14 protein-coding genes are annotated in these 21,561 nt (G+C 69.4%); 12 read left to right on the top strand and 2 right to left on the bottom strand.

Translation table 11 applies throughout. The features are described from left to right. Positions 1-103: 103 nt before the first annotated feature. Positions 104-3,289 carry a PAS domain S-box protein gene (locus tag Q0Q47_RS00325; RefSeq protein WP_293853161.1) on the top strand — a complete coding sequence of 1,062 codons (3,186 nt, stop codon included), beginning with the start codon at positions 104-106 and terminating at the stop codon, positions 3,287-3,289. A gap of 308 nt (positions 3,290-3,597) precedes the next feature. On the opposite strand, the gene Q0Q47_RS00320 is transcribed toward Q0Q47_RS00325, so the two are convergent. After that, on the bottom strand, positions 3,598-4,593 hold the full coding sequence (locus Q0Q47_RS00320) for a mannonate dehydratase (protein ID WP_293853159.1): 996 nt from the start codon (positions 4,591-4,593) through the stop codon (positions 3,598-3,600). 173 nt (positions 4,594-4,766) lie between these two features. On the opposite strand from Q0Q47_RS00320, the gene Q0Q47_RS00315 reads away from it, so the two are divergent. The 7 genes from Q0Q47_RS00315 to Q0Q47_RS00285 all read left to right on the top strand — a co-directional run bounded on the left by Q0Q47_RS00315 (position 4,767) and on the right by Q0Q47_RS00285 (position 13,582). Next, positions 4,767-5,780 carry a zinc-binding alcohol dehydrogenase family protein gene (locus Q0Q47_RS00315; RefSeq protein WP_293853158.1) on the top strand — a complete coding sequence of 338 codons (1,014 nt, stop codon included), beginning with the start codon at positions 4,767-4,769 and terminating at the stop codon, positions 5,778-5,780. A gap of 354 nt (positions 5,781-6,134) precedes the next feature. Further along, the gene (locus tag Q0Q47_RS00310) at positions 6,135-7,802 is read left to right on the top strand and encodes an ABC transporter substrate-binding protein (RefSeq protein WP_293853156.1); all 1,668 of its coding nucleotides are present in this window, start codon (positions 6,135-6,137) and stop codon (positions 7,800-7,802) included. Between the two features lie 95 nt (positions 7,803-7,897). Then, the gene (locus tag Q0Q47_RS00305; RefSeq protein ID WP_293853154.1) at positions 7,898-8,866 is read left to right on the top strand and encodes an ABC transporter permease; all 969 of its coding nucleotides are present in this window, start codon (positions 7,898-7,900) and stop codon (positions 8,864-8,866) included. Next, positions 8,859-9,764 carry an ABC transporter permease gene (locus Q0Q47_RS00300; protein WP_293853152.1) on the top strand — a complete coding sequence of 302 codons (906 nt, stop codon included), beginning with the start codon at positions 8,859-8,861 and terminating at the stop codon, positions 9,762-9,764. The genes Q0Q47_RS00305 and Q0Q47_RS00300 overlap by 8 nt, the downstream gene beginning before the upstream one ends. Before the next feature lie 4 nt (positions 9,765-9,768). Continuing rightward, positions 9,769-10,791: an ABC transporter ATP-binding protein gene (locus Q0Q47_RS00295; RefSeq protein WP_293853150.1), complete on the top strand. Its 1,023-nt coding sequence runs from the start codon at positions 9,769-9,771 to the stop codon at positions 10,789-10,791. Beyond that, complete coding sequence (locus tag Q0Q47_RS00290) at positions 10,761-11,774, top strand: ABC transporter ATP-binding protein (protein WP_293853148.1); 1,014 nt, start codon at positions 10,761-10,763, stop codon at positions 11,772-11,774. Before Q0Q47_RS00295 ends, Q0Q47_RS00290 begins: the two co-directional genes overlap by 31 nt. Positions 11,775-11,791: 17 nt before the next feature. Beyond that, positions 11,792-13,582 (top strand): M28 family peptidase, encoded by a 1,791-nt coding sequence (locus Q0Q47_RS00285; RefSeq protein WP_293853147.1) that lies wholly within the window; start codon positions 11,792-11,794, stop codon positions 13,580-13,582. A 168-nt stretch (positions 13,583-13,750) separates the two neighbouring features. On the opposite strand, the gene Q0Q47_RS00280 is transcribed toward Q0Q47_RS00285, so the two are convergent. Next, positions 13,751-14,755 (bottom strand): NADPH:quinone reductase, encoded by a 1,005-nt coding sequence (locus Q0Q47_RS00280; RefSeq protein WP_293853145.1) that lies wholly within the window; start codon positions 14,753-14,755, stop codon positions 13,751-13,753. A gap of 116 nt (positions 14,756-14,871) precedes the next feature. Between Q0Q47_RS00280 and Q0Q47_RS00275 the strand changes: the two genes are divergently transcribed. The 4 genes from Q0Q47_RS00275 to Q0Q47_RS00260 all read left to right on the top strand — a co-directional run bounded on the left by Q0Q47_RS00275 (position 14,872) and on the right by Q0Q47_RS00260 (position 21,554). Further along, the gene (locus tag Q0Q47_RS00275) at positions 14,872-15,645 is read left to right on the top strand and encodes an IclR family transcriptional regulator (RefSeq protein ID WP_293853133.1); all 774 of its coding nucleotides are present in this window, start codon (positions 14,872-14,874) and stop codon (positions 15,643-15,645) included. Positions 15,646-15,909: 264 nt separating this feature from the next. After that, positions 15,910-17,625 (top strand): M28 family peptidase, encoded by a 1,716-nt coding sequence (locus tag Q0Q47_RS00270; RefSeq protein WP_293853132.1) that lies wholly within the window; start codon positions 15,910-15,912, stop codon positions 17,623-17,625. Positions 17,626-17,701: 76 nt separating this feature from the next. Continuing rightward, complete coding sequence (locus Q0Q47_RS00265; RefSeq protein ID WP_293853130.1) at positions 17,702-19,534, top strand: hydantoinase B/oxoprolinase family protein; 1,833 nt, start codon at positions 17,702-17,704, stop codon at positions 19,532-19,534. Further along, a complete protein-coding gene (locus tag Q0Q47_RS00260) occupies positions 19,521-21,554 on the top strand; it encodes a hydantoinase/oxoprolinase family protein (RefSeq protein WP_293853128.1) in 2,034 nt (677 codons plus the stop codon). Before Q0Q47_RS00265 ends, Q0Q47_RS00260 begins: the two co-directional genes overlap by 14 nt. The last annotated feature ends 7 nt before the right edge of the window (positions 21,555-21,561 follow it).

Here is a 21,561-nt window from a genome sequence, read left to right as displayed (position 1 = left end):
TCATTCGGCAAATGGCATGATGATGCAGATCATCAAAAAACCCTTTGGTTTCAATGCTTAGACTGGGGTAATCTGGGGCTCCCAGGGATCCCCCGGCCCCACGATGGTCACGCGAGAAACGCCGTCCCCCAGCGCACCGGATCTCGCGCAGGAGAACCTGCGCCTCCGCGAGGAATTGCGCCTGAGCGAAGGGCGCCTTCGGGCTCTCCTCGACGCCTTGCCCGTGGGCGTCATCATCGCCGACGCCTCGGGCCGCCTCGTCCTGGACAATGCCGCCAATCGCGCGCTCTGGGGCGTGCCTCCCGAGACGGGGAGCTGGGAGAACTACGGCGAGTGGCTCGGGTGGGACGGTGAGACCGGCCGGCGCATGGAAGCCGGCGACTGGGCCATGGCGCGCGCCTTGCTGCGCGGGGAGACCACCCGCAACGAGCTGATCGAATGCCAGCCCTTCGATGGAGGCCCCCACCGCTTCTACATCAACAACGCCGCGCCGATCCGCGATGCGGCGGGTGCCATTGTCGGCGGCGTGGTCGTCGAGCTGGACGTGACCGAGCGGCAGGCCGAGGACCGTCAGCGTCAGCTCCTGCAGCAACTGGTGGAGACCATCCCCGATCTCGTCGCCCTGGCCGACCCCGACGGGCGCGTGACCTACATGAACCGGGGCGGTCGCCGCATGCTCGGCGTCCCGGAAGGCGAGGACGTCTCCGCGGTCGATCTCCCCTCCTGCGTCGCCCCGGAACAACGGCCGCGGCTCGAGACGGAGGTGCGGCCGGCCATCGAGCGGACCGGCACCTGGACCGGCGAGATGCGGCTTCTGAACCGCGCCGCCGGCACCGTCGTGGAAACGCATCGCACGGTGGTCGCGCTTCGCGACAGGACCGGCCGGCAGCTCGGGCTGGCCACCATCGCCCGCGACGTCAGCCTGGAGAAAGACAAGGACCGGCGCCTGCGCGAACTGCTCGCCACGCTCGATGCCGGGGCGTTCATGACGCGCCGTCCCGACGGCACGATCCGCTACTGGTCGGACGGTTGCCAGCGGCTCTATGGCTGGACGGCCGCGGAGGCGTTGGGGCGCAAGGCCCAGGACCTGTTGCACACCACCTACCCCGACACCTTCGCCAGGATCTCGGCCCGGCTGGAGGCCGAAGGCGAGTGGGAGGGTGACCTGAGGCAGATCCGTCGCGACGGCACGGCCATCGTCGTCCGGGCCGTCAAGCGCCTGCGTCGCTCCTCACCGGCGGGGCCGAACGTGCTCGAGGCCCTGACCGACGTCACGGCCCAGCGCGAGGCGGAGACGCAGCTGGCCCTCAGCCAGGCGCGCCTGCACACGATCGTGGAAACCGTGCCCGTGGGTCTCGTGATGGCCGAACTGCCATCGGGGCAGATCGTCGAGGGCAACAGCTATGTCGAGAAGATGCTGGGGCATCCGGTCCTCCATTCGCCGGACATCCACAGCTATGGCGAATGGGTGGCCTTCCACGCCGACGGCCGCAAGGTCGAGAGCCACGAGTATCCGCTCGCGCGGATGGTCGTGGCCCACGAGGACAATCCCGTCATCGAGGTCCAGTACCAGAGGGGCGACGGCACCCTGGCCTGGACGAGGATCATGGGTCGCGCCGTCAGGGACGCGGGCGGGCACCTGATCGGCGGCGTGGTGGCGCTGATCGACATCGACGCCGAGAGGCGCACGCTCGCGGCCCTCGCCGAAAGCGAGACGCGTTTCCGGCTGGCGACGGACGCGGGGCAGATCGGCGTCTTCGACTTCAACATCGAGACCGACGAACTCACCTGGGACGATCGCGTCCGTGCGATGTGGGGCATGGAGCCCGGTGCCCCTGTGACCTTGCAGGTCTGTCTCGATGGCATCCATCCCGACGACGTGCCGATGGTCCGGGACCGCTTTCGATGGTCGCTGAAGCAGGACGACGGCGCGGACACCGGCTGCGAGTATCGCGTCAGGCCCAGGAACGGGGATCCAGAGCGAAGGATCTCGGCCCAATGGAGGACGTACCATCGCGACGGGCGGGCCATCCGGCTGGTGGGCACCGTCGTCGACGTCACCGCGGCGAGGCAGGCGCAGGCGATCCTGACCCGCGACAAGGCCGATCTCGAAAGGCTGGTTGCCGAGCGCACGAAGGAGCTGGAGGACGCCCAGCAGCGCCTCGCCCACAGCCAGCGCATGGAAGCGCTCGGGCAACTCGCGGGGGGCATCGCCCACGACTTCAACAACGTCCTGCACGCCGTCCAGGGCGGAGCGCTGCTCCTCGCCAAGCGGGCCGGCGATCCCGACAGCGTCCGGCGCTATGCCCGGCTGATCGGCGAGGCGACGGAGCGGGGCGCCGGGGTGACGCGCCGCCTCCTCGCCTTTTCCCGCCGGGGTGACCTGCGCGCCGAGGCCGTCGCCGTCCGGGCGCTGCTGGACGGGATGCAGGAGATCCTCAGCCATACGCTCGGATCGGGCATCCGGGTCGACGTCGAGGTCGAGGACGGCGTCCCTGCCCTGTTCGCCGACAAGGGCCAGCTGGAGACCATGCTGGTCAACCTGGCCACCAATGCGCGCGACGCCATGGACGGCAGCGGCGTCCTGAGGCTGGCCGCGCGCCGAACCGACATGCGCACCAACGGGCACGGGGAGCCCGTTCCGGTGGTCTGCCTGAAGGTGATCGATACAGGCGAAGGCATGCCGCCGGACGTGCTTGCCCGCGCGACGGAGCCCTTCTTCACGACGAAGCCGCGCGGCAAGGGAACCGGCCTGGGTCTCGCGATGGCCAAGGGCTTCGCCGAGCAGAGCGGCGGCGGTCTCTCGATCGAGAGCGCACCGGGGCAGGGCACCACCGTCGCGACCTGGTTTCCCGTGGCGGGGATGGACGCCCGCGAGACCGCCGCGCCCGCGGACAAGACGGCCGCGTCCGATGGCCGGGGCCGGCGCATCCTGCTCGTCGACGACGACACCATCGTGCGCACGGTCACGGCCGAACAGTTGGGCAATGCCGGCTATCTCGTCCTGCAGGCGGAGCGAGGCGTCGAGGCCCTTTCGATGCTCGATCGTGGCGAGCCCGTGGACCTCCTCGTCTCGGACCTGTCCATGCCCGGCATGGACGGCATCGCCGTGATCCGCGAAGCCCAGCGCCGCCGCAGGGACCTGCCCGCGATCCTGCTCACGGGCTTCGCCACCAGCGCCACCGAGCCCGCCCTCGCCGAGGCCCTGCCCGGCACCTACGCGCTCCTGCGAAAGCCGATCTCGGGTCCGCAGCTGATCGAGAGGATCGAGGTTCTGGTGAACGGGTGAGGGAGGCGCAGGCATCCTGCGTCCTTCGACACGCCGCCTGCAGCGGCTGCTCAGAGCTTGTGAATCAATCTCGCGGGTCGACCTGTGCCTCAGTTTTCGCGTTCACAACACCCTCTTCGCCGTCTTGCCCGGGCTTGGCCCGGGCATCCACGACTTTGCCCGGGCCATCCTGAAGTCGTGGATGGCCGGGCCAAGCCCGGCCAGGACGCGGAGAGGGAGGTGCAAGCCGGACTGAGACAAAGATTCACAAGCTGTGAGCAGCCCGCGAAGCGGGCGTGTCGAAGGACGCACCGTCTCCCAGGCGCTTCTTACCGCTGCGTCGATCCCGGATAGGCAGCCTCGGCGGCCTGCAGCGCCGCGGCGATGTAGCCGTAGACGAAGGCGAAGGCCGTCATCTGCGGATCGCGACCGGCGATCTTCGGCACGTGGTCGGGCATGACCATGTATTTATAGCCGACCTCGGCAAAGACCTTGAGCGAGCGCAGCATGTCCATGTCGCCTTCCTCTGGGAAGGTTTCCATGAAGGAGAGCTTGCGACCGCGGATGTTGCGGAAGTGCAGGTTGAAGATCTTGCCCCGCGAGCCGAACCAGCGGATCACGTCGTCGATCTCCTTGTCCGGATCGTCGAGCATCTCGCCGACCGTGCCCTGGCAGAAGTTGAGCCCGTGCCACGGGCTCTCGTGCATCTGCACGAAGCGCTTCAGCCCGTCGACCGTGCCCAGCACGCGCGTGACGCCGCGATAGCCCGGCGGCGTGTAGGGATCGTGCGGGTGGCAGGCGAGGCGCACCTTGGCGGCGGCCGCCGCCGGCACCACGCGCGCCAGGAAGTAGTCGATCCGCTCCCAGTTCTCGTCCTCGGGCAGAACCCCCGCGAGTCCGGGAGGGGCGTTCTGGTCGGTGAGGTCCCACCGGAACGCCGCGTTGAGCGAACCGCCCCGGCCCGGCTCCGGCGGCGTGCGCGGGATGCCGATCAGGTTCATGTTGTACTTCACCGACGGGATGCCGGCCCGACCCACCCGCTCGATGAGCGCGCAGATGCTGTCGATCTGGCGATCGCGGTCCGGCCCCTTGGTCAGGATGTCCGGGCTCTTCTGCTCCTCGACCGGCCGGGAGTTCAAGGGCAATTCGACCATGTCGAGGACCAGGCCGAAGCTCTCCACCCGCTCGCGGTGGCGCAGGAGATCGTCGAGCGTCCAGTCGTGCGGATTGCCCGGCGGGTCGGCGCAGACGTGGTTCACGCCCAACTGGGCGAAGACGCGGAAATCGTCGTCGTCGCGGGCAGGGGTCTGGGTTCCGAGATACATGGGCAGAGGCTCCGGCTTTGTGCCCGGAGTGAAGCAGCGCCGGTCGCGCTGCACAATCGGCCGCCGGGCATGGCTGGGCCCCACGGGCTCTGCCGCAATGCAGCATCGACGATGCCTCGACAGGCGTCGGCCGCGGACCCTAGTCTGGATCCCCAGCCCGCCGGAGCCCCACCATGAAAGTCGTCTGCTGCCTCGAACCCGGCCGCGTCGCCGTGCTCGATCGTCCCGATCCCGTGCCCGCGGGAGACGACGACGTCGTGCTGCGCATCCGCCGCGTCGGGGTGTGCGGAACCGACCTGCACATCGTCGCGGGCAAGCATCCCTATCTCGAATACCCCCGTGTGCTCGGCCACGAACTCGCCGGCGAGGTCGTCGCGGCACCGGCCGGCGGGCGCCTGTCGATCGGCGATCCGGTCTATGTGAATCCCTACATCGCCTGCGGCACCTGCCATGCGTGCCGGCGTGGGCGGCCGAACTGCTGCATGAGCATCGGCGTGCTCGGCGTCCACCGCGACGGCGGCATGGGCGAGTATCTCGCGCTTCCCGCCCGCAACGTCTTCAAGGCGGAGGGCATCTCGCTCGACGACGCCGCGACCGTCGAGTTCCTCGCCATCGGCGCCCATGCCGTGAGCCGCAGCGGCCTCGGTTCGCAGGACCGCGTCCTCGTGGTGGGAGCCGGCCCGATCGGCCTTGGCGTGGCGCTTTTCGCCGGCCTGCGCGGGGCCCCCGTGACCATGATGGACATGAACACCGGCCGGCTCGCGTTCTGCAAGGACGCGCTCGGCGTCCCGGAGACGGTGATGGCCGGCCCGGAAGCGGCGGCGGCGCTTGCTTCGCTCACCGGCGGCGACATGTTCGACGTCGTGTTCGACGCGACCGGCAACCCGAAGTCGATGGAGGCCGCGTTCGGTCTGGTGGCGCACACCGGCACCTACGTCATGGTCGGGATCGTGCGCACGGACCTGTCCTTCTCGGACCCCGAGTTCCACAAGCGCGAGATGCGGCTGCTCGCGAGCCGCAATGCGCTGGCCGAGGACTTCGAGACGGTGCTCGCCGCCATGCAGGCCGGCAAGGTGCCGGTGTCGCGGCTTGTGACCCACCGCTGCGGGCTCGACGCGGTGCCCACGCAGATCGCGCGCTGGACCGATCCGGCATCGGGGACGATCAAGGCGATGGTGTCGCTGTGAGGGGGGTGGTCCAGCTCGCGTACCCCTCTCCGCCGTCATGGCCGGGCTTGGCCCGGCCACCCACGACGTGAGGATGGCCCCGGCAAAGTCGTCGATGCCCGCGCCGAGCCCGGGCAGGAGGAGCGGAGGGATTCAGGCCTTGGCTGACAAGCGAAATTGGCCACCGAGACCTGACGACGACATTCCCTCATCCCCCACGGGACGCCGTGTCACACAGCTGACTTGTTTCAGCCAGTGAAAAAGCAGTTTACGTGCTGCAACGAGTAGGCCAATCTCTGCATCAGGTCAGCCGGACCGTTTCCGGCCCACCCAACGCGTCCCGCGTTTCACCCTGTCCTTGAGGGGAGGAGAGGCATGAATCTTCATCGTCGCGTCCTGACACTGTCCATGCTTGCCGCGGTCGCCTCGGCGCCGTTGATGGTCGCTTCGCCCGCGCTCGCCGCCGGCGACCCGATCCGCAAGATCGTGCTGGCCACGGCCGCCCAGGCGGCCGACCCGCAGGAATACCAGGCTGCCCAGCTCATCGCGCAGGAGTGGCGCAAGCTCGGCCTCGACGTCGAGGTCCGCGGCTTCCCGCGCCAGCAGCTGTCCGACTACGTCTGGTTCAACCGCCAGAAGTGGGACACCACCATGTGGCGCATGGTCGGCCGCCCCGAGCGTTCCGATCCGGACGAGCTCGTCTTCAACCTGTTCCACTCCTCCACGGCGGAGAAGGGCTTCAACTTCGTCGGCTATACGAACAAGGAGTACGACGCCATCGCGGAGCAGCAGCGCCGCGAGACCGATCCGGCCAAGCGCAAGGCCGAGGTCGCCAAGGCGCAGGCGATGGTCGCCAAGGACGCGCCCTACGTGTTCCTCGTCCACCCGAAGAACACGGTCGGCTACCTGTCGTCGGTGTTCAAGCCCGACACCGTCGTCGACCAGGGGGGCATCGGCATCCGTAATTTCTGGACCTTCACGCAGGCGGCTCCGGCCGGCACGGTGAAGGACATCATCGCCAACTCCACCGATCCGCTGGTCTCCATCAACCCGCTCTACATCTCGGGCGCGGTCGACAGCTGGGTCACCGAGCTCATCTGGGATCGCCTGATGCGCATCGGGCCGGATGGCCTGCCCAAGCCCTATGCCGCGCAGAAGGTGACCTGGGCCGACGCGACGACGCTCGACGTCGAGCTGAAGCCGAACATGAAGTGGCATGACGGCAAGCCGGTAACGGCCGAGGACGTCGTGTTCTCCTTCCAGGCGACGATGGGCGACAAGTCGCCCATGTACAAGCCGTTCTCCTCCAACATCGCCTCGATGGAAGTGACGGGCCCGGGCAAGGTGCGCTTCAAGCTGAAGGAGCCGAACGCTTCGTTCCTCACCTCCAGCATCGCCAAGATCAACCTGATCCCCAAGCACGTGTGGGAGCCGGTCCTGGCGGGCATGGCGGGCAAGCCCGAGAACGCCGAGTCCTACCAGGAAAAGCAGCCGGTCGGTTCGGGCCCCTTCAAGGTCGCCCGCTTCAAGCTGAACGAGGAGGTGGTGCTCGAGAAGAACGCCGACCACTTCGCGGCTCCGAAGTTCGACCGCTTCATCCTGCGCGTCATCGCCAACAACGAGGCGGGGCTCGGCATGCTGAAGCGCGGCGAGGTCAACTTCCTCTCCGACTACCGCGGCGATCCGAAGCTCCTCAACGACATGGCCGCCCAGCAGAAGGACATCCAGGTCGCCTCCACGGTCGACATGGGCCTGCGCTTCGTCGGCCACAACCTGCGCCGCCAGCCCTTCGACGATCCGGCCTTCCGGCAGGCTCTCTCGATCGCGGTCAACCGCAACCTGATGGCCCAGGCGGCGTGGAACGGCTTCGCCGTGCCGGCCTCCTCGATGATCTCGCCGGCGCTGCCGTTCTGGCACACGGGCACTCCGCCCAAGGCCAGCATCGACGAGGCCAAGGCCATCCTGAAGAAGGCGGGCTACGAGGTGGTCGGCGGGAAGCTCAGCTACCCGACCGGCAAGAAGGAAACGCTGCAGCCGGAATGAGGCTTCGCAGCAGGCGGACGGGCCAGGCGGCCCGTCCGTTGCATGTCCAGGCCGGGCTGCCGAAGGGCGGCGGCCGGCCTTCCACGGAGTGACGGATGCGTTCGGTTGCGATCCGCTTTGGCCAGATGCTGCTGGTGCTCTGGGCCGTGGCGACGCTTCTGTTCTTCCTGTTCAGGCTGATGCCGGGCGACCCCACGGCGGCCTACATCGACACGACCTTCACGGCCGAGCAGCAGGAGGCCCTGAAGAAGCAGTTCGGCCTCGACCGCTCGCTGCCCGAGCAATACGCCCTCTATTTCGGCAACGTGCTGCGCGGCGAGTTCGGCACGTCGTTCCGGTCCAAGCGGCCGGTCTTCGAGATGATCTTCGAGGTCCTGCCGAACACGCTCGCCCTGACGGCGCTCTCGATCACCATCGCCTACATCTTCGGCGTTCTCGTGGGCGCGTGGCTCGCCTGGAAGCGAGGCTCGATCGCCGAGGCCGTGGGCATCCCCATCGTGCTCACGCTGCGTGCCGCCCCGGAGTTCTGGCTCGGCATGGTGCTGCTCGCCATCTTCGCCTTCGGGCTCGGCTGGTTCCCGTCGGGCGGCGCCAATTCGGCCGGCGCCGACTACGGGTCGACCTTGGCGCGGATGACCTCGGCGGACTTCCTGCACCACCTCATCCTGCCGTCGATGACGCTCGCCCTCTACCTGCAGGGCCTGCCGCTCCTGCTCATGCGCTCGAACATGCTCGACGTGCTGCAGGAGGACTACGTGATGATGGCGCGCATGAAGGGCCTGCCCGAGTGGCGGATCCTGCTGATGCACGCCGCGCGCAACGCGCTGCTCCCCGTCGTCACCGCCTTCGCGCTGGGGCTCGGCGCCTCGGTCGGCGGCAACGTCGTGGTCGAGACGGTGTTCAGCTGGCCGGGCCTCGGCCGCGTGCTCGTCGACGCGGTGGCCTCCTCCGACTATCCGCTGGCCCAGGGCGCCTTCATGTTCATCGCGCTGATCCTGATCGTGATGAACTTCGTCGCCGACCTGCTCTACTCGGTGCTCGACCCGCGGGTGGCCCATGGTTGAGGTCGCCGCCCAGCCGCCGGTCCTGTCGCGCAAGCGCAAGCTCCCGAGCCTCATGCGGGCCCTGCGCCTGCCCGAGAAGGATCCGCTCGCCCTCATCGGCGTGACGATCTACGTCGTATTCCTGCTCGTGGCGCTCTTCGCCGATTTTCTCGCCAAGGATCCTCTCGAGATCCTGTTCCTGGACGACGGGAACCTCGCCGCCAATCTCGGGCCGAGCCTGGAGTTTCCGCTGGGCACCACCAATCTCGGTCGCGACATCTTCTCCCAGCTCGTCATCGGCACGCGCAGCGCCTTCATGGTCGGGCTCACCGCGGCTCTCGCGGTCGTGGCGCTCGGCACGCTGGTCGGCCTCGTGTCCGGCTATTTCGGCGGCCTGGTCGACGCCGCGCTGATGCGCCTCGCCGACATCGCGCTCGGCATCCCGTTCCTGCCCTTCGTCATCGTGCTGGCGGCCTTCCTCGGGCCGCAGACCCAGAACGTGGTGATCGCGATCACCGTCCTGCTGTGGCCCAACACGGCGCGCGTCATCCGCTCGCAGGTGCTGACGCTGCGCGAGCGCGGCTTCGTCGAGGCGGCGCGAGTCGCGGGCTCCAGCGACTGGCGCATCATCCGGGTCCACATCGCGCCCAACATCCTGCCGCTGTCGCTGCTCTACGGCTCGATCGCCATCGGCTGGGCCATCCTCACGGAGGCCAGCGTCAGCTTCCTCGGATTCGGACCGTCGGGCTCGGTGTCGTGGGGCGGCATGCTGCAGGACGCCTATGCGTCGCAGGCGCTGTCGCGCGGCAGCTACAACTGGTTCATCCCGCCGGGGCTCTGCATCGTCCTCGTCGTCGTCGCCGGCTTCTTCATCAGCCGCGGCTACGAGGAAGTCCTCTTCCCCAAGCTGAAGGACTGACGGCGTGACGCTCCTCTCCGTCCGCAACCTCGCCGTCGACTACGCCACGAAGGGCGGCACGCTGCATGCCGTGAGCCGCGGCACGCTCGAGGTCGGCGCGGGCGAGGTCGTGGGGCTCGTGGGCGAATCGGGCTGCGGCAAGACCACGCTCGCCCGGGCGCTCACCGGCGTCGTGCCCCGCAACGCCACCTTCAAGGGCGGCGAGGTGGTGTTCGAGGGCAAGGACCTCCTCGCCGGTCCGCCGGCGGCCTGGAAGGACCTCTTGTGGCGGCGCATCAGCTTCGTGCCGCAGAGCTCCATGAACGCGCTCGACCCGGTCTACCGCGTCGGGACGCAGATGGAGGAGGTGCTGCGGCTGCGCGGCGGCCTCGGTCGGGAGGCTGCGCGCAACCGCACGGCGGAGCTGTTCGGCCTCGTCGGCCTCGACGCCAAGCGCTCCGTCGAATACCCGCACCAGTTCTCCGGCGGCATGCGCCAGCGCGCCGCCATCGCCATGGCGCTGGCGCTCGAACCATCCCTCGTCATCGCCGACGAGCCGGTCACCGCCCTCGACGTGATCGTCCAGCGCCAGGTGCTGGACACGTTGCGCGACCTTCAGTCCCGCCTCGGTGTGTCGGTGCTGCTGGTGACCCATGACATCAGCGTCGTCGCCTATGTCTGTGACCGCGTGGTCGTCATGTATGCGGGCGAGGTGGTGGAATCCGGCAAGGTCGGCGACGTGCTCGCGGCGCCCCGCCACCCCTACACCATGGGCCTGACCAACGCCTTCCCGGACCTCGAGCGCGCCGGCGGCACGCTCGCGCCGATCATGGGTGCGCCGCCTGACTTGCGGTCGCCGCCGACGGGCTGCCGCTTCGCCGAGCGCTGCCCGTTTGCCGTGGCCCGCTGCCGCAGCGAATCGCCACCTCTCACCGTCGCGGCCGACGGACATGCCAGCGCCTGCTGGCGGTCCGACGAGGCCGCGGCCCTCGCCGAAACCGCCAGGGATCCAGCCACATGGACGCCTACGTCCGCGTCCGCGGCCTGACCAAGACGTTCGCCGTCCGGCGTGGCCTCGCGCAGGTGATGCGCGGGGAGCATCCGGTCGTGCACGCCGTGCGTTCGGTCGACTTCGACATCGCGCCGGGGGAGACGGTGGGCCTGCTCGGCGAATCCGGGTGCGGCAAGACGACGACGGGACGCCTGCTTCTCAAGCTGCTGGAACCATCCGCCGGCTCCATTGCCATCGGCGGCCGGGAGCTCGCCGGGCTGGCCGGCACCGAACTGATGGCGTTCCGCCGCGACGCCCAGTTCGTCTTCCAGAATCCCTTCGACGCGCTGAACCCGCGGCTCAGCATCGCGAACTCGCTGTCCGAGCCGCTGGTCAACGCCGGGATCCCGAAGGCCGAGCACCTCGACCGCATGAAGGTCGTGCTGGAGCGCGTGCGCATCCGCGGCACCGATCTCCTGGAGCGCTACCCGCACGAGATGTCCGGTGGCCAGCTGCAGCGCATCGTGCTGGCGCGGGCGCTGGTGCTGGAACCGCGCTTCGTGGTGGCCGACGAGCCCGTGTCGATGCTCGACGTCAGCGTGCGCGCCGGCATCCTCAACCTGATGCGCGAGCTCCAGGACACGCTGGGGCTGACCGCGATCTACATCTCCCATGACCTCGCGCTGGTGCGCTACGTCGCGCGCCGCACCATGGTCATGTATCTCGGCTCCCTGGTGGAGGACGGCCCCACCGAGGACGTCATCCGCGAGCCGCTGCATCCCTACACCCGCGCCCTCATCGCCGCCGTGCCGCAGCCCCGCGTCGACCAGTCGCGCGCCCCGCTGCCGCTGCGGCCGGGCACCGCCGATGCGCGCAAGGTCGGCGCCGGCTGCGCCTTCGTGAATCGCTGCCCGGTGGCCATCGCCGCCTGCACCGCCGAGCGCCCGCCGCTGATCGACCTGCCCGGCGGCCGCCGCGTGGCCTGCCACCTCGTGCAGGCGCCCCGCGCTGCGGTGGCGGCCGAACCCGTCCTGTCCTGAGCCGTAGGAGACGCACCATGGCGACCCTCGACGCGCAAGCCCGCGATCTCGTGTCCCCCGACCACCTGATGGAGACCTGCAAGGCGCTCTGCGCGATCGGCGAAAAGGTGTCCGGCACCCCGCAGGAGGAAAAGGCCTGCAAGGTCCTGACCGACGCGCTGACGGCTGCCGGCATCTCTCACACGGTGCATCGCTTCCAGTCCTACATCTCGCATCCGGTTTCGGCGGCGTTGGCGCTGAAGACCGCCGAGGGCGGCATGGACATCCAGGCCGTCGGCGTCGCCTTCGGCCTGTCGACGCCCAAGGGCGGCGTCACCGCGCCGCTCGTCGACGTGGGCGACGGCACCGAGGCGGGCTACGCCGGCAAGGACGTGGCGGGCAAGATCGTTCTCGTCGGCAAGCTGCCCACGCCCTACAACGCCCTGCTCGCGGCCAAGAACGGGGCGCTGGGCATGGTCTCGATGTCGGCCGGCAAGCAGCGCCACAAGATGATCATCACGCCCGTCTGGGGCACCCCCGAGTTCGACCAGACGAGCGCCATCCCCAAGCTCCACGTCGTGTCGATCAGCGGCCACGACGGTGCCCGCATCCGCGAGGCCATGGCCAAGGGCCCCGTCACCGCGACGCTGTCCGCCGAGGTCGAGACGAGCTGGCGCGAGGTGCGCCTGCCGGTCGCCGAGATCAAGGGACGCGAGCCGGAGTTCCTGCTGGTCGGCGCGCACTACTGCTCGTGGTTCGACGGTTCGACGGACAACGTCACCGGCGATGCCTGTGTCCTCGAGCTCGCCCGCGTCCTCAAGCAGTTCGAGGGCAAGCTGCGCTACGGCATCAAGCTCGCCTGGTGGCCGGGTCACTCGCATGGCCGCTACTCGGGCTCGACCTGGTTCGCCGACACTTTCCACGCCGACCTGCACGCCCACGCCATCGTCTACTTCAACATCGACTCGCCGGGCGTGCGCGGCGCCACCGTCTACGTGCCACGCCACCAGATGGCCGAGGTCTCGACCTTCAACGAGGCGATGACCAAGGAGATCACCGGCTGGACGACGATGACCAGCAGCAAGGCGCAGCTCGCCATCGGCAAGCGCGGCGACAAGTATGTGTCCGCCACGCGGCCGTCGCGCGCGGCCGACCAGTCCTTCTGGGGCATCGGGCTCTCCTCGATGTCGGTCTATTCGATGCTGACGCCGGACGATCCCGATCGCGACCCCAACGTCGGCGGCTCGGGCGGCGCCTGGTGGTGGCACTCCGAGCACGAGACCATCGACAAGGTGGACCCCGCGATCCTCGCCCAGGACACGCGGCTCTACGCCTCGATCCTGCTGCGCATGGCCACCGCCGACGTGCTGCCCTTCGAGCCGCAGGCCATGGCTCAGGACTATCTCGACGCGCTGCGCGAGTACCGCGAGGAGGCGGGCTCCGCCTTCGACTTCGCCGCCGCCGAGAAGGCCGTCGCCACGCTGAAGCAGCGGGCTGAGACCCTGCGCGACGCGCTGGAAGGCGCCACCGACGACGCGCTGACGGCGGCCGCCAACCGCCTGTTCCTGCGGCTCACCCGGGTGCTGAACCCGGTGCTCTACCAGGACCTGCCCGGCCACCTGCACGATCCGGCGCTCGGCTCGCGCGCGCTGCCGAGCCTGAAGGCGGCGCTGACGATCGCCAAGCTCGACCCCGCCTCCGACACCGCCCGCTTCGCCGCAGCCGGCCTCACGCGTCGCCTCAACCAGGTGCTCGTGAAAGTGCAGGACGCCACCGCGCTGATCGACGACTTTCTGGCTCGGCCGGACCTGGCGAACAGGGCGGCGTGAGTACGGATCCGCTTACAGCACGAAAAGCCCCTCATCCTGAGCCGGCCGCGCAGCGGCCGAGTCGAAGGACGCAGACTGGTGCAGCGGCACTGAGCTGCGTCCTTCGACACACGGCCTGCGGCCGTGGCTCAGGATGAGGGGCTTTGTGGTGCAGAAAGAAGCGCCATCTCACTCCGTCACCGCGATCAGCACCTTGCCCACGTCACCCCGCTCGGAGGCCTCGTGCGCCGCAACGATCTCCTCGAGCGGGAAGACCTTGCCGATCCGATGCACGAGCGCCCCGTGCGCCAACGCATCCGTGATGTCCGCCACCGCCTGCGCCCGTGCGGCGTCGGGCAGGCAATACCCCTGCACGATGCGGAAGTTCAGCCCCTTGGGCGCGATCGCGTAGTAGGGGAACGGAAACTCCCGCACGCGCGTGGACGAGTAGGACGCGATCGTCGCATTGAGCGCACAGACCTCCAGATCGAGCGTCAGGTTCTCGCCGAGGTCCACCTCGACGACCCGATCCACGCCCCGGCCACCGGTGAGCGCCAGGATCTGGCGGGCGGCCTCGGGGTCGCGGTAGTCCACCGCGTGGCGGGCGCCGAGGCCGAGCGCGACGTCGCGTTTGTCCGGGCTCGATCCGGTGGCGATGACGCGTGCTCCCGCCCGGGCGGCGAACTGGACGGCATAGGCGCCCACCGCGCCGGCCCCGCCCTGAACGAGCACCCACTGCGCCTCCACGGGCCCGTCGGCGAACACCGCACGGTGGGCCGTGCAGGCCGGCACGCCCAGGCAGGCGCCGACGTCGAACCCGGCAACGTCCGGCAGCCGGACCGCCTGATCGGCGGCGACGATGCAGTGGTCGGCCGCGGTGCCCTGGCCCTCGGTCTCGGCGTTCCACACCCACACCCGCTCGCCGATCCGGTGCGGCGAAACGCCCTCGCCGACGGCCTCGATCACGCCGGCTCCGTCGCAGTGCAGAACCATTTGCGGCGACCGCGGCTTGTAGCTGGACCAGCCCCCGCGTCGCTTGGTATCGGAGGGATTGATGCCGGAGCGATGAATGCGCACCCTGACGCTTCCAGGCACCGGCTCCGGGATCGGGCGCTCGGCGATGACGATGACGTCGCGCGCGGGGCCGGTGTCCCGGTAGAAGGCGAAGCGCGACGTGGCGCCGGCGATGGCCATGGCTGCTGTCTCCTGTCCCGGACCGATGTTATTGTGTGAAACGCGATTTCACGCTACGCAACAGCGCAGTTGTTCCAGATTTTGGAATGTGACAGCCGCCCAGCACCGACGAGCTCATGCCGTACACCATCTCCGCCGTCGACAGAGCTCTTTCCCTGCTGGAGGCCCTCGCCGAGCATCCCGGCCTGAGCGTGACGGAATTGGCCAAGGTGTCGGGCAACACCAAGAGCCTGGTCTTCCGGCTCATCTTCACGCTGGAACAGCGCGGCTATGTCATCAAGGATCCGGACACACGCACCTACACGCTGGGCTACCGGCCGCTGGTTCTGGCCGCGAGCGCACAGGACAATGTCACACTCATCAAGGCCGCCGCGCCGTTCCTCGACGATCTCGCCCGCGCCGCCGGCCAGCACGTGAACCTGCTCGTCCGCGACGGCCTGAACAGCGTCTGCGTGGCTTTGCGCACCGCCACCGACTCGGGCCGCCTTTACGCCCAGGTGGGCCGCCGCGGTCCGCTCCACGCCGGTGGTGGGCCTAAAATCCTTCTGGCTTTCGCACCCGAGGAGATCCGGAAGGAAGTCCTCGCCGGGCCGCTCACCGCCTTCACGCCCAACACCATCACCGATGCCAAGTCGCTCAAGAAGCGCCTGAAGCAGATTCGGGAGACGGGCACGAACGAGAGCCGCGGCGATCTCGATGCCAACGCCTTCTCCTTTGCGAGCGCCGTCTACGACCGGGACGGCCAGGTCGTGGCCGCCGTCAGCGTGGCGGGCACCATGGACCGCCTCGTGCCCGGCTCCGAACCCAACCTGCGCCGCCTGGTCGGCGAGGCCGCCGTGCGCATCTCGGAGGCGCTGGGCTGGCGCCAGCACTGGCCGGCCGCGGTTTAGGGTCGGCACGGCACGGATCTGCGTCCTTCGACACACCGCCGTCGCCGAACACCTGAATCCTTCCCTCGGTTGAGGCGGCTCCCCCCCCTCTCGGGGTCCTCGCCGGACTCGGCCCGGGCAGGACGCGGAGAGGTGTTTGCAAACGCGAAGAGAATGCTTCAGCGCGACCGCATCTGCTCTGCGTTCTCGGCGCTTGCCAGCCCCGCACAGGCTGGTATCGTCCGTCTGAAACGCGATTTCAGCCAGTGAAACGGGAGGCGCGCCATGGCGCACGCGGAGATCCTTGCCGACGTCACACTCGATGCCCCGTGGGCCCTCGTGGAGCGCTTCTCCACGTTCCCGCGCTGGAAGCCGGAGGACGTCAACGCCAGCTGCGACATCATGGTGGAGGCGCTGAAGTCGTTCGGCGTCCCGGTCACCGTGCACGAGCCCGAGATCTACCTGTCCGTGCCCTACGATGCCCGCGTGAAGGCGGGTGGCCGGACCATCCGGGCGAAGCCGCCGGCCTATGCGATCGATTGCCGCAAGGGCGTGACCGCGCCGATCGTCCACGTGCCGGCGACCTACTCCCGCTCCATCGGGTCGCTGTTCCACAAGAGCCAGGACGCAGACCTTTCGTCGGCCGAGCGCATTCGCGGCAAGATCGTCATCTCGGAGGGCTTCGCCTTCCCGCAGAAGATGCGCGAGTTCGAGGAGAAGGGGGCCGTCGGCGTCATCGCCATGAACCCCGGCGTCGACATCCACTGGGGCATCTGCACCTCGATCTGGGGCACGCCCGACCTCGACGACCTGCCGCGCAAGCCCAAGATCCCGATCGTCGCGGTGAACAACGAGAACGGCAAGGCGCTGATCGAGATGGCCTCGCGCGGCGAGAGCGTGACCATCGAGACGGAGATGCGCGAGGGCTGGTTCAAGCAGAAGGTGCCGGTCGTCGAGATCAAGGGCTCGGTCGAGCCCGACAAGTTCGTCCTGCTGCACGGCCACTATGACAGCTGGGATGTCGGCGTCGGCGACAACGCCACCGGCGACGCGACCATGCTGGAACTCGCCCGCGTGCTGTGGAAGCACCGCTCCAAGCTGCGCCGCACCGTGCGCATCGCCTGGTGGCCGGGTCACTCGACGGGCCGCTATGCCGGCTCCACCTGGTTCGCCGACCACTTCGCCATCGACCTCGACGAGAACTGCGTGGCGCAGGTCAACTGCGACAGCCCCGGCTGCCGCTGGGCGACGCTGTTCAAGGACGTCTCCTGGATGCCGGAGACCGAAGGCTTCGTGCAAGGCGTCATCAAGGAGGTCGCCGGCCTCGAGAGCCACGGCGAGCGCCCCCACCGCGCCGGCGACTACTCCTTCAACAACATCGGCATCTCGAGCTTCTTCATGCTGAGCTCGACGATGCCGGACGAGCTGCGGGCCGAGAAAGGCTACTACGCGGTCGGCGGCTGCGGCGGCAACATCGCCTGGCACACCGAGAACGACGTCATGGACATCGCGGACAAGGACATCCTGCTGCGTGACATGAAGGTCTATCTCGGGTCGATCCTGGGCGTCGCCAACGCCGAGATCCTGCCCTTCGACTGGCGCGCCACGACGAAGGAGTTCTCTGAGACGCTGGCGCGCTATTCCAAGGCCGCCGGCGAAGCCTTCGACCTCGCCCCGGCCAAGGCCGCCGTCGCCTCGCTCGAGAAGGCGCTGGACGCCTTCTACGGCAAGATCGCCTCGGGCAAGGCCGACGCGGCGCGCGCCAACGTGGTGATCCAGGGCCTCGCCCGCATCCTCGTGCCGATCAACTTCACGGTGGCCCCGCGCTTCCGCCACGATCCGGCGACGCCGGTTCCGGCCCTGCCGACGCTGGCTGCCGCCAACGAGATCGCCGCCATGGACGCGACCACGCAAGGGTTCGCCAAGGTGCAGCTCGTGCGCGGCCAGAACCGCTTCGTCGCGGCGCTGCGTGCCGCAGAGCGGCTCGTCGCCACGGCGTGATAGGCTGCAAGGCGCCGGCACATCTTTGCGTGTTTGCCGGCGCCTCCGCGATCCGCATCAACCAGGGATACCCCGCATGACGCCAGCCAGCGCCGCTGCCCTGTCCGTGCCGCCCGCCGCCCCGGCGAGCCGCTGCGATCCCGTGACGCTGGAGATCGTGCGCGGCGCGATCCGGGCGGTCCAGGCCGAGATGGAAGCGCTCATCGAGCGCACCGCCATCAGCGCCTTCATCCGCGAGAAGAAGGACTTCTACACCGCGCTCTTCGACGCCGACGGCGTGATGGCGGTGGGCTCCATGGTGCCCGTGTTCGGTGACATGACGAGCCCGGTCTTCGCCTCCTTCCCCAAGGAGACGATGCATCCGGGCGACCTCTACTGGTACAACGACTGCTACGGGTCGCGCGGCGCCGTCTCCCACTCCAACGACCAGGTGCTGATCGCCCCGATCTTCCACGAGGGCCGGCGCTGCGCCTTCGTGATGTGCTGGGCCCACTTCGCCGACATCGGCGGCATCCGCCCGGGCTCGATCAGCCCCGACGCCACCGACATCTACCAGGAAGGCATCATCATCCCGCCCACCAAGCTCATCGACCGGGGCGCGGTGAACGAGGCGACGCTGACGATCTTCCACCGCAACTCGCGCTTCCCCGACCAGAGCCGTGGCGACCTGCGCGCCCTCATGGGCGCCGTCGAACTGGGCGTGCGCCGCGTCGGCGAACTCGTCGGCCGCTTCGGCGCCGACGTGATGGAGGACGCGCTGGCGCAACTCCTCGAGCGCACCCGCAAGCTCGTGCGCACCAAGCTCGCCGAGACCTTCCCGGTCGGCACGCACAGCTTCACCGACGCGATCGATGGCGACGGCCATGGCAGCGGCCCGCTGAAGCTGCGCTTCTCGCTCACCCACGACAAGGCGCCGGGCGGCGAGGACCGCTTCGTCTTCGACGCGACCGCCACCGACGACCAGTCGGTCGGCCCGGTGAACTTCCTCATGAACCCCGGCGTGCCGGGCATGGCGCTCGGGCTCTACTTCCTGGGCGGAGACCCCGGGCAGGTCTGCAATGCCGGCGGCCCGCAGGCGCTCGACGAGATCCGCCTGCGCGAGGGCTCGCTGCTGTGGCCGAAATTCCCGGCCTCGCTCGGCATGCGCGGCCTGACCATGATGCGCGTGCTCGCGGGCATCAACGGCCTGGTCAACGCCGCAGGCGGCGGCGCGCCGGCCGCGCACTCGGCCTACGTCATCACCATCATGCGCGGCACCTACACCAACGCCAAGGGCGAGAAGGACCGCTTCCTGCTCGCCGACGGGCTCGGCGTCGGCTACGGCGCGCGCCCCTTCGCCGACGGCATCGACACGGTCTACTTCGTGGCGCAGGAGAACTACCCCGTCGAGTTCCTCGAGATTGGCTACCCGGTGCGTTTGCTAGAGTATGGCGTCGTCACCGACAGCGGCGGCGCGGGGCGCTGGCGCGGCGGCTGTGGCGTGGTGCGCGAGTACGAGATCCTCGCCGACGAGGCGCTGATGGCCCTGCGCATCGACTGCGTCACCAACCCGCCCTGGGGCATGGCCGGCGGCATGTCGGGCGGGCCCGGTCGGGCCTACGTGAACAAGGGCACGCCGAACGAGCGGCAGCTCAAGCCCTTGTCCGACGGCAACGTGCTGAAGAAGGGCGACATCCTGCGCATCGAGACGGGCGGCGGAGGCGGCTACGGCCACCCGCACGACCGGCCGCCGGCGCTGGTGCTGGCCGACGTCGAAGGCGGCTTCGTCACCGTGGAGGCGGCGCGCCGCATCTACGGCGTCGCCGTCGTCGATCATGCCGTGGACGAGGCCGCGACCGCGCGCCTGCGTTCCGATCGCTATCCCGTCAAGGCTTTCCACCGGAACGAGTACGTCGATGCCCTCTCCTGAAGGCGCCCGCCACGTCGTCGCCGTCGACATCGGCGGCACCTTCACCGACATCGCGCTGCTCGACACGGCCTCCGGCCATGTCTGGCGGGCGAAGACGCCGAGCGTCCCGTCGGATCCGTCACAGGCCTTCATGACGGGCGTGGGCCTCGCCATGGAGAAGGCCGGGATCGGCGCGGCCGACGTCGGCCGCGTGCTGCACGGCACGACCATCGCGACCAACATGATCCTGGAAGGGAAGGGCGCCTCGACCGCGCTCGTCACCACGCGCGGCTTCCGCCACGTGCTGACGATCGGCCGCCAGGACATCCCTCGCAAAGCGAACCTCTACAGCTGGGTGAAGCCCGAGCGACCCGTTCCAGCGGCACGCGTGCTGGAGGTCTCCGAGCGCATCGCCGCCGGCGGCGCCGTGCTGGAACCCCTGGACGAGGCGACCGTGGTGGCGGCGGCGGCCGACCTGAAGCGGCTCGGAGTCCAGGCCGTCGCCGTCTGCCTGCTGCACTCCTTCGCCAATCCCGAGCACGAGCTGCGCGTCACCGCCATGCTGCGCGACGCGCTGCCGGGCGTCGCCGTCACCTCGTCGGTCGACGTGCAGCCGGTCGTGCGCGAATACGAGCGCTCGCTGGCGACCGTGCTCAACGCCGGCGTCATGCCCGGTGTGTCGACCTATATCGGCCGGCTCGAGACGCGCCTCACCGAGGCCGGCGTCGACGCGCCGCTGCTGCTGATGCAGTCGAACGGCGGCGTGGCCGGCGCGAAGACCATCCGCCGCGCCCCCGCGCTCACCGCCCTGTCCGGCCCGGCGGCCGGCGTGGTCGGCGCGCGCGACGTCGCGGCGGCCTGCGGCATCTCCGACATCATCACCGTCGACATCGGCGGCACCAGCGCCGACATCTGCCTCATCAAGGACGGCCAGATCGGCCTCACCCAGCGCGGCCAGGTCGGCGAGTGGCCGTTGCCGCTGCCCATGGTGGACATGGTGACGATCGGCGCCGGCGGCGGCTCCATCGCCCGCATCGTCGATGGCGCGCTGAACGTCGGCCCCATGAGCGCCGGCGCCCGTCCGGGCCCGGCCTGCTACGGCCATGGCGGCACCGAGCCGACCGTCACCGACGCGCATGTGGCGCTGGGCACGCTGCCCGACCGCCTGCTCGGCGGCGCCATGACCCTCGATGTCGAGAAGGCCCGGTCCGCGGTCATGGACAAGGTCGCCCGCCCGTTGGGCCTCTCGCTGCAGGACGCGGCCCGCGGCATCCTCGCCATCGTCGACAGCCACATGGTCGGCGCCATGCGCGTCGTCTCGGTCGAGCGCGGCCACGACCCGCGCGACTTCACCCTCGTGCCGTTCGGGGGGGCCGGCCCGCTGCACGGCTGTTCGCTCGCCGAGCTGCTGTCGATCCCGCGCGTCATGATCCCGCCAGCTCCCGGCGTGCTCTGCGCCGACGGGCTGCTGGCCGCTGACCTGCGGGCCGAGTTCAGCCGCACGTTGCCGGTGGCGGGCGCCGTCGACGTCGCGGAGATCGAGGCGATCTACACCGATCTCGCGGCGCAGGCCGTCGCCTGGTTCGACGCCGAGGAAGTCGGTGCCGACGCGCGCACCACCACCCGCGTCACCATGATGCGCTACAAGGGCCAGGGCGGCGAATTGGCGATCGCTTGGGCCGGCTCGCGCGAGGCGGCCGAGGCGGCCTTCTCGGCCGCGCATGAGGCGCTCTACGGCTTCACGCTGGAGGCGCCCATCGAGGTCGTCACCCTGCGGGTCGAGGCGGTCGGCCAGATGCCGCAGCCGGAGAAGATCGAACTCGGCAAGGGCAGCGGCGCGACGCCGACGGGCCGCCGTCCGGTCCATCTCGCCACGGGTGTGGCCGAAGTCCCGGTTTACGAGCGCGCGGAGCTCGGCGCCGGCGATGCCTTCGCCGGTCCGGCCATCGTCATGCAGCTCGATGCGACGACGTTCGTGGCGCCGGGATGGCGCTGCAGCGTGCACGCCTCGGGCGCTCTTCTCCTCACCCACGACGCCTGAGGGATCG

This window comes from uncultured Alsobacter sp. (assembly GCF_945952055.1).
In the GTDB taxonomy this organism is placed as follows: Bacteria; Pseudomonadota; Alphaproteobacteria; order Rhizobiales; family Beijerinckiaceae; genus Alsobacter.
Note: the sequence above shows the minus strand (reverse complement) of the source record. Positions and strands in the feature narration are given on the sequence as shown.

What these genes read in the sequence shown, in the direction of transcription:
- Q0Q47_RS00280 (WP_293853145.1), bottom strand. Translation starts at nt 14,755, where the DNA reads ATGGCCATCGCCGGCGCCACGTCGCGCTTCGCCTTCTACCGGGACACC.
- Q0Q47_RS00260 (WP_293853128.1), top strand. Translation starts at nt 19,521, where the DNA reads ATGCCCTCTCCTGAAGGCGCCCGCCACGTCGTCGCCGTCGACATCGGC.
- Q0Q47_RS00310 (WP_293853156.1), top strand. Translation starts at nt 6,135, where the DNA reads ATGAATCTTCATCGTCGCGTCCTGACACTGTCCATGCTTGCCGCGGTC.
- Q0Q47_RS00320 (WP_293853159.1), bottom strand. Translation starts at nt 4,593, where the DNA reads ATGTATCTCGGAACCCAGACCCCTGCCCGCGACGACGACGATTTCCGC.
- Q0Q47_RS00290 (WP_293853148.1), top strand. Translation starts at nt 10,761, where the DNA reads ATGGACGCCTACGTCCGCGTCCGCGGCCTGACCAAGACGTTCGCCGTC.
- Q0Q47_RS00285 (WP_293853147.1), top strand. Translation starts at nt 11,792, where the DNA reads ATGGCGACCCTCGACGCGCAAGCCCGCGATCTCGTGTCCCCCGACCAC.
- Q0Q47_RS00265 (WP_293853130.1), top strand. Translation starts at nt 17,702, where the DNA reads ATGACGCCAGCCAGCGCCGCTGCCCTGTCCGTGCCGCCCGCCGCCCCG.
- Q0Q47_RS00300 (WP_293853152.1), top strand. Translation starts at nt 8,859, where the DNA reads ATGGTTGAGGTCGCCGCCCAGCCGCCGGTCCTGTCGCGCAAGCGCAAG.
- Q0Q47_RS00325 (WP_293853161.1), top strand. Translation starts at nt 104, where the DNA reads ATGGTCACGCGAGAAACGCCGTCCCCCAGCGCACCGGATCTCGCGCAG.
- Q0Q47_RS00270 (WP_293853132.1), top strand. Translation starts at nt 15,910, where the DNA reads ATGGCGCACGCGGAGATCCTTGCCGACGTCACACTCGATGCCCCGTGG.
- Q0Q47_RS00315 (WP_293853158.1), top strand. Translation starts at nt 4,767, where the DNA reads ATGAAAGTCGTCTGCTGCCTCGAACCCGGCCGCGTCGCCGTGCTCGAT.
- Q0Q47_RS00275 (WP_293853133.1), top strand. Translation starts at nt 14,872, where the DNA reads ATGCCGTACACCATCTCCGCCGTCGACAGAGCTCTTTCCCTGCTGGAG.
- Q0Q47_RS00305 (WP_293853154.1), top strand. Translation starts at nt 7,898, where the DNA reads ATGCGTTCGGTTGCGATCCGCTTTGGCCAGATGCTGCTGGTGCTCTGG.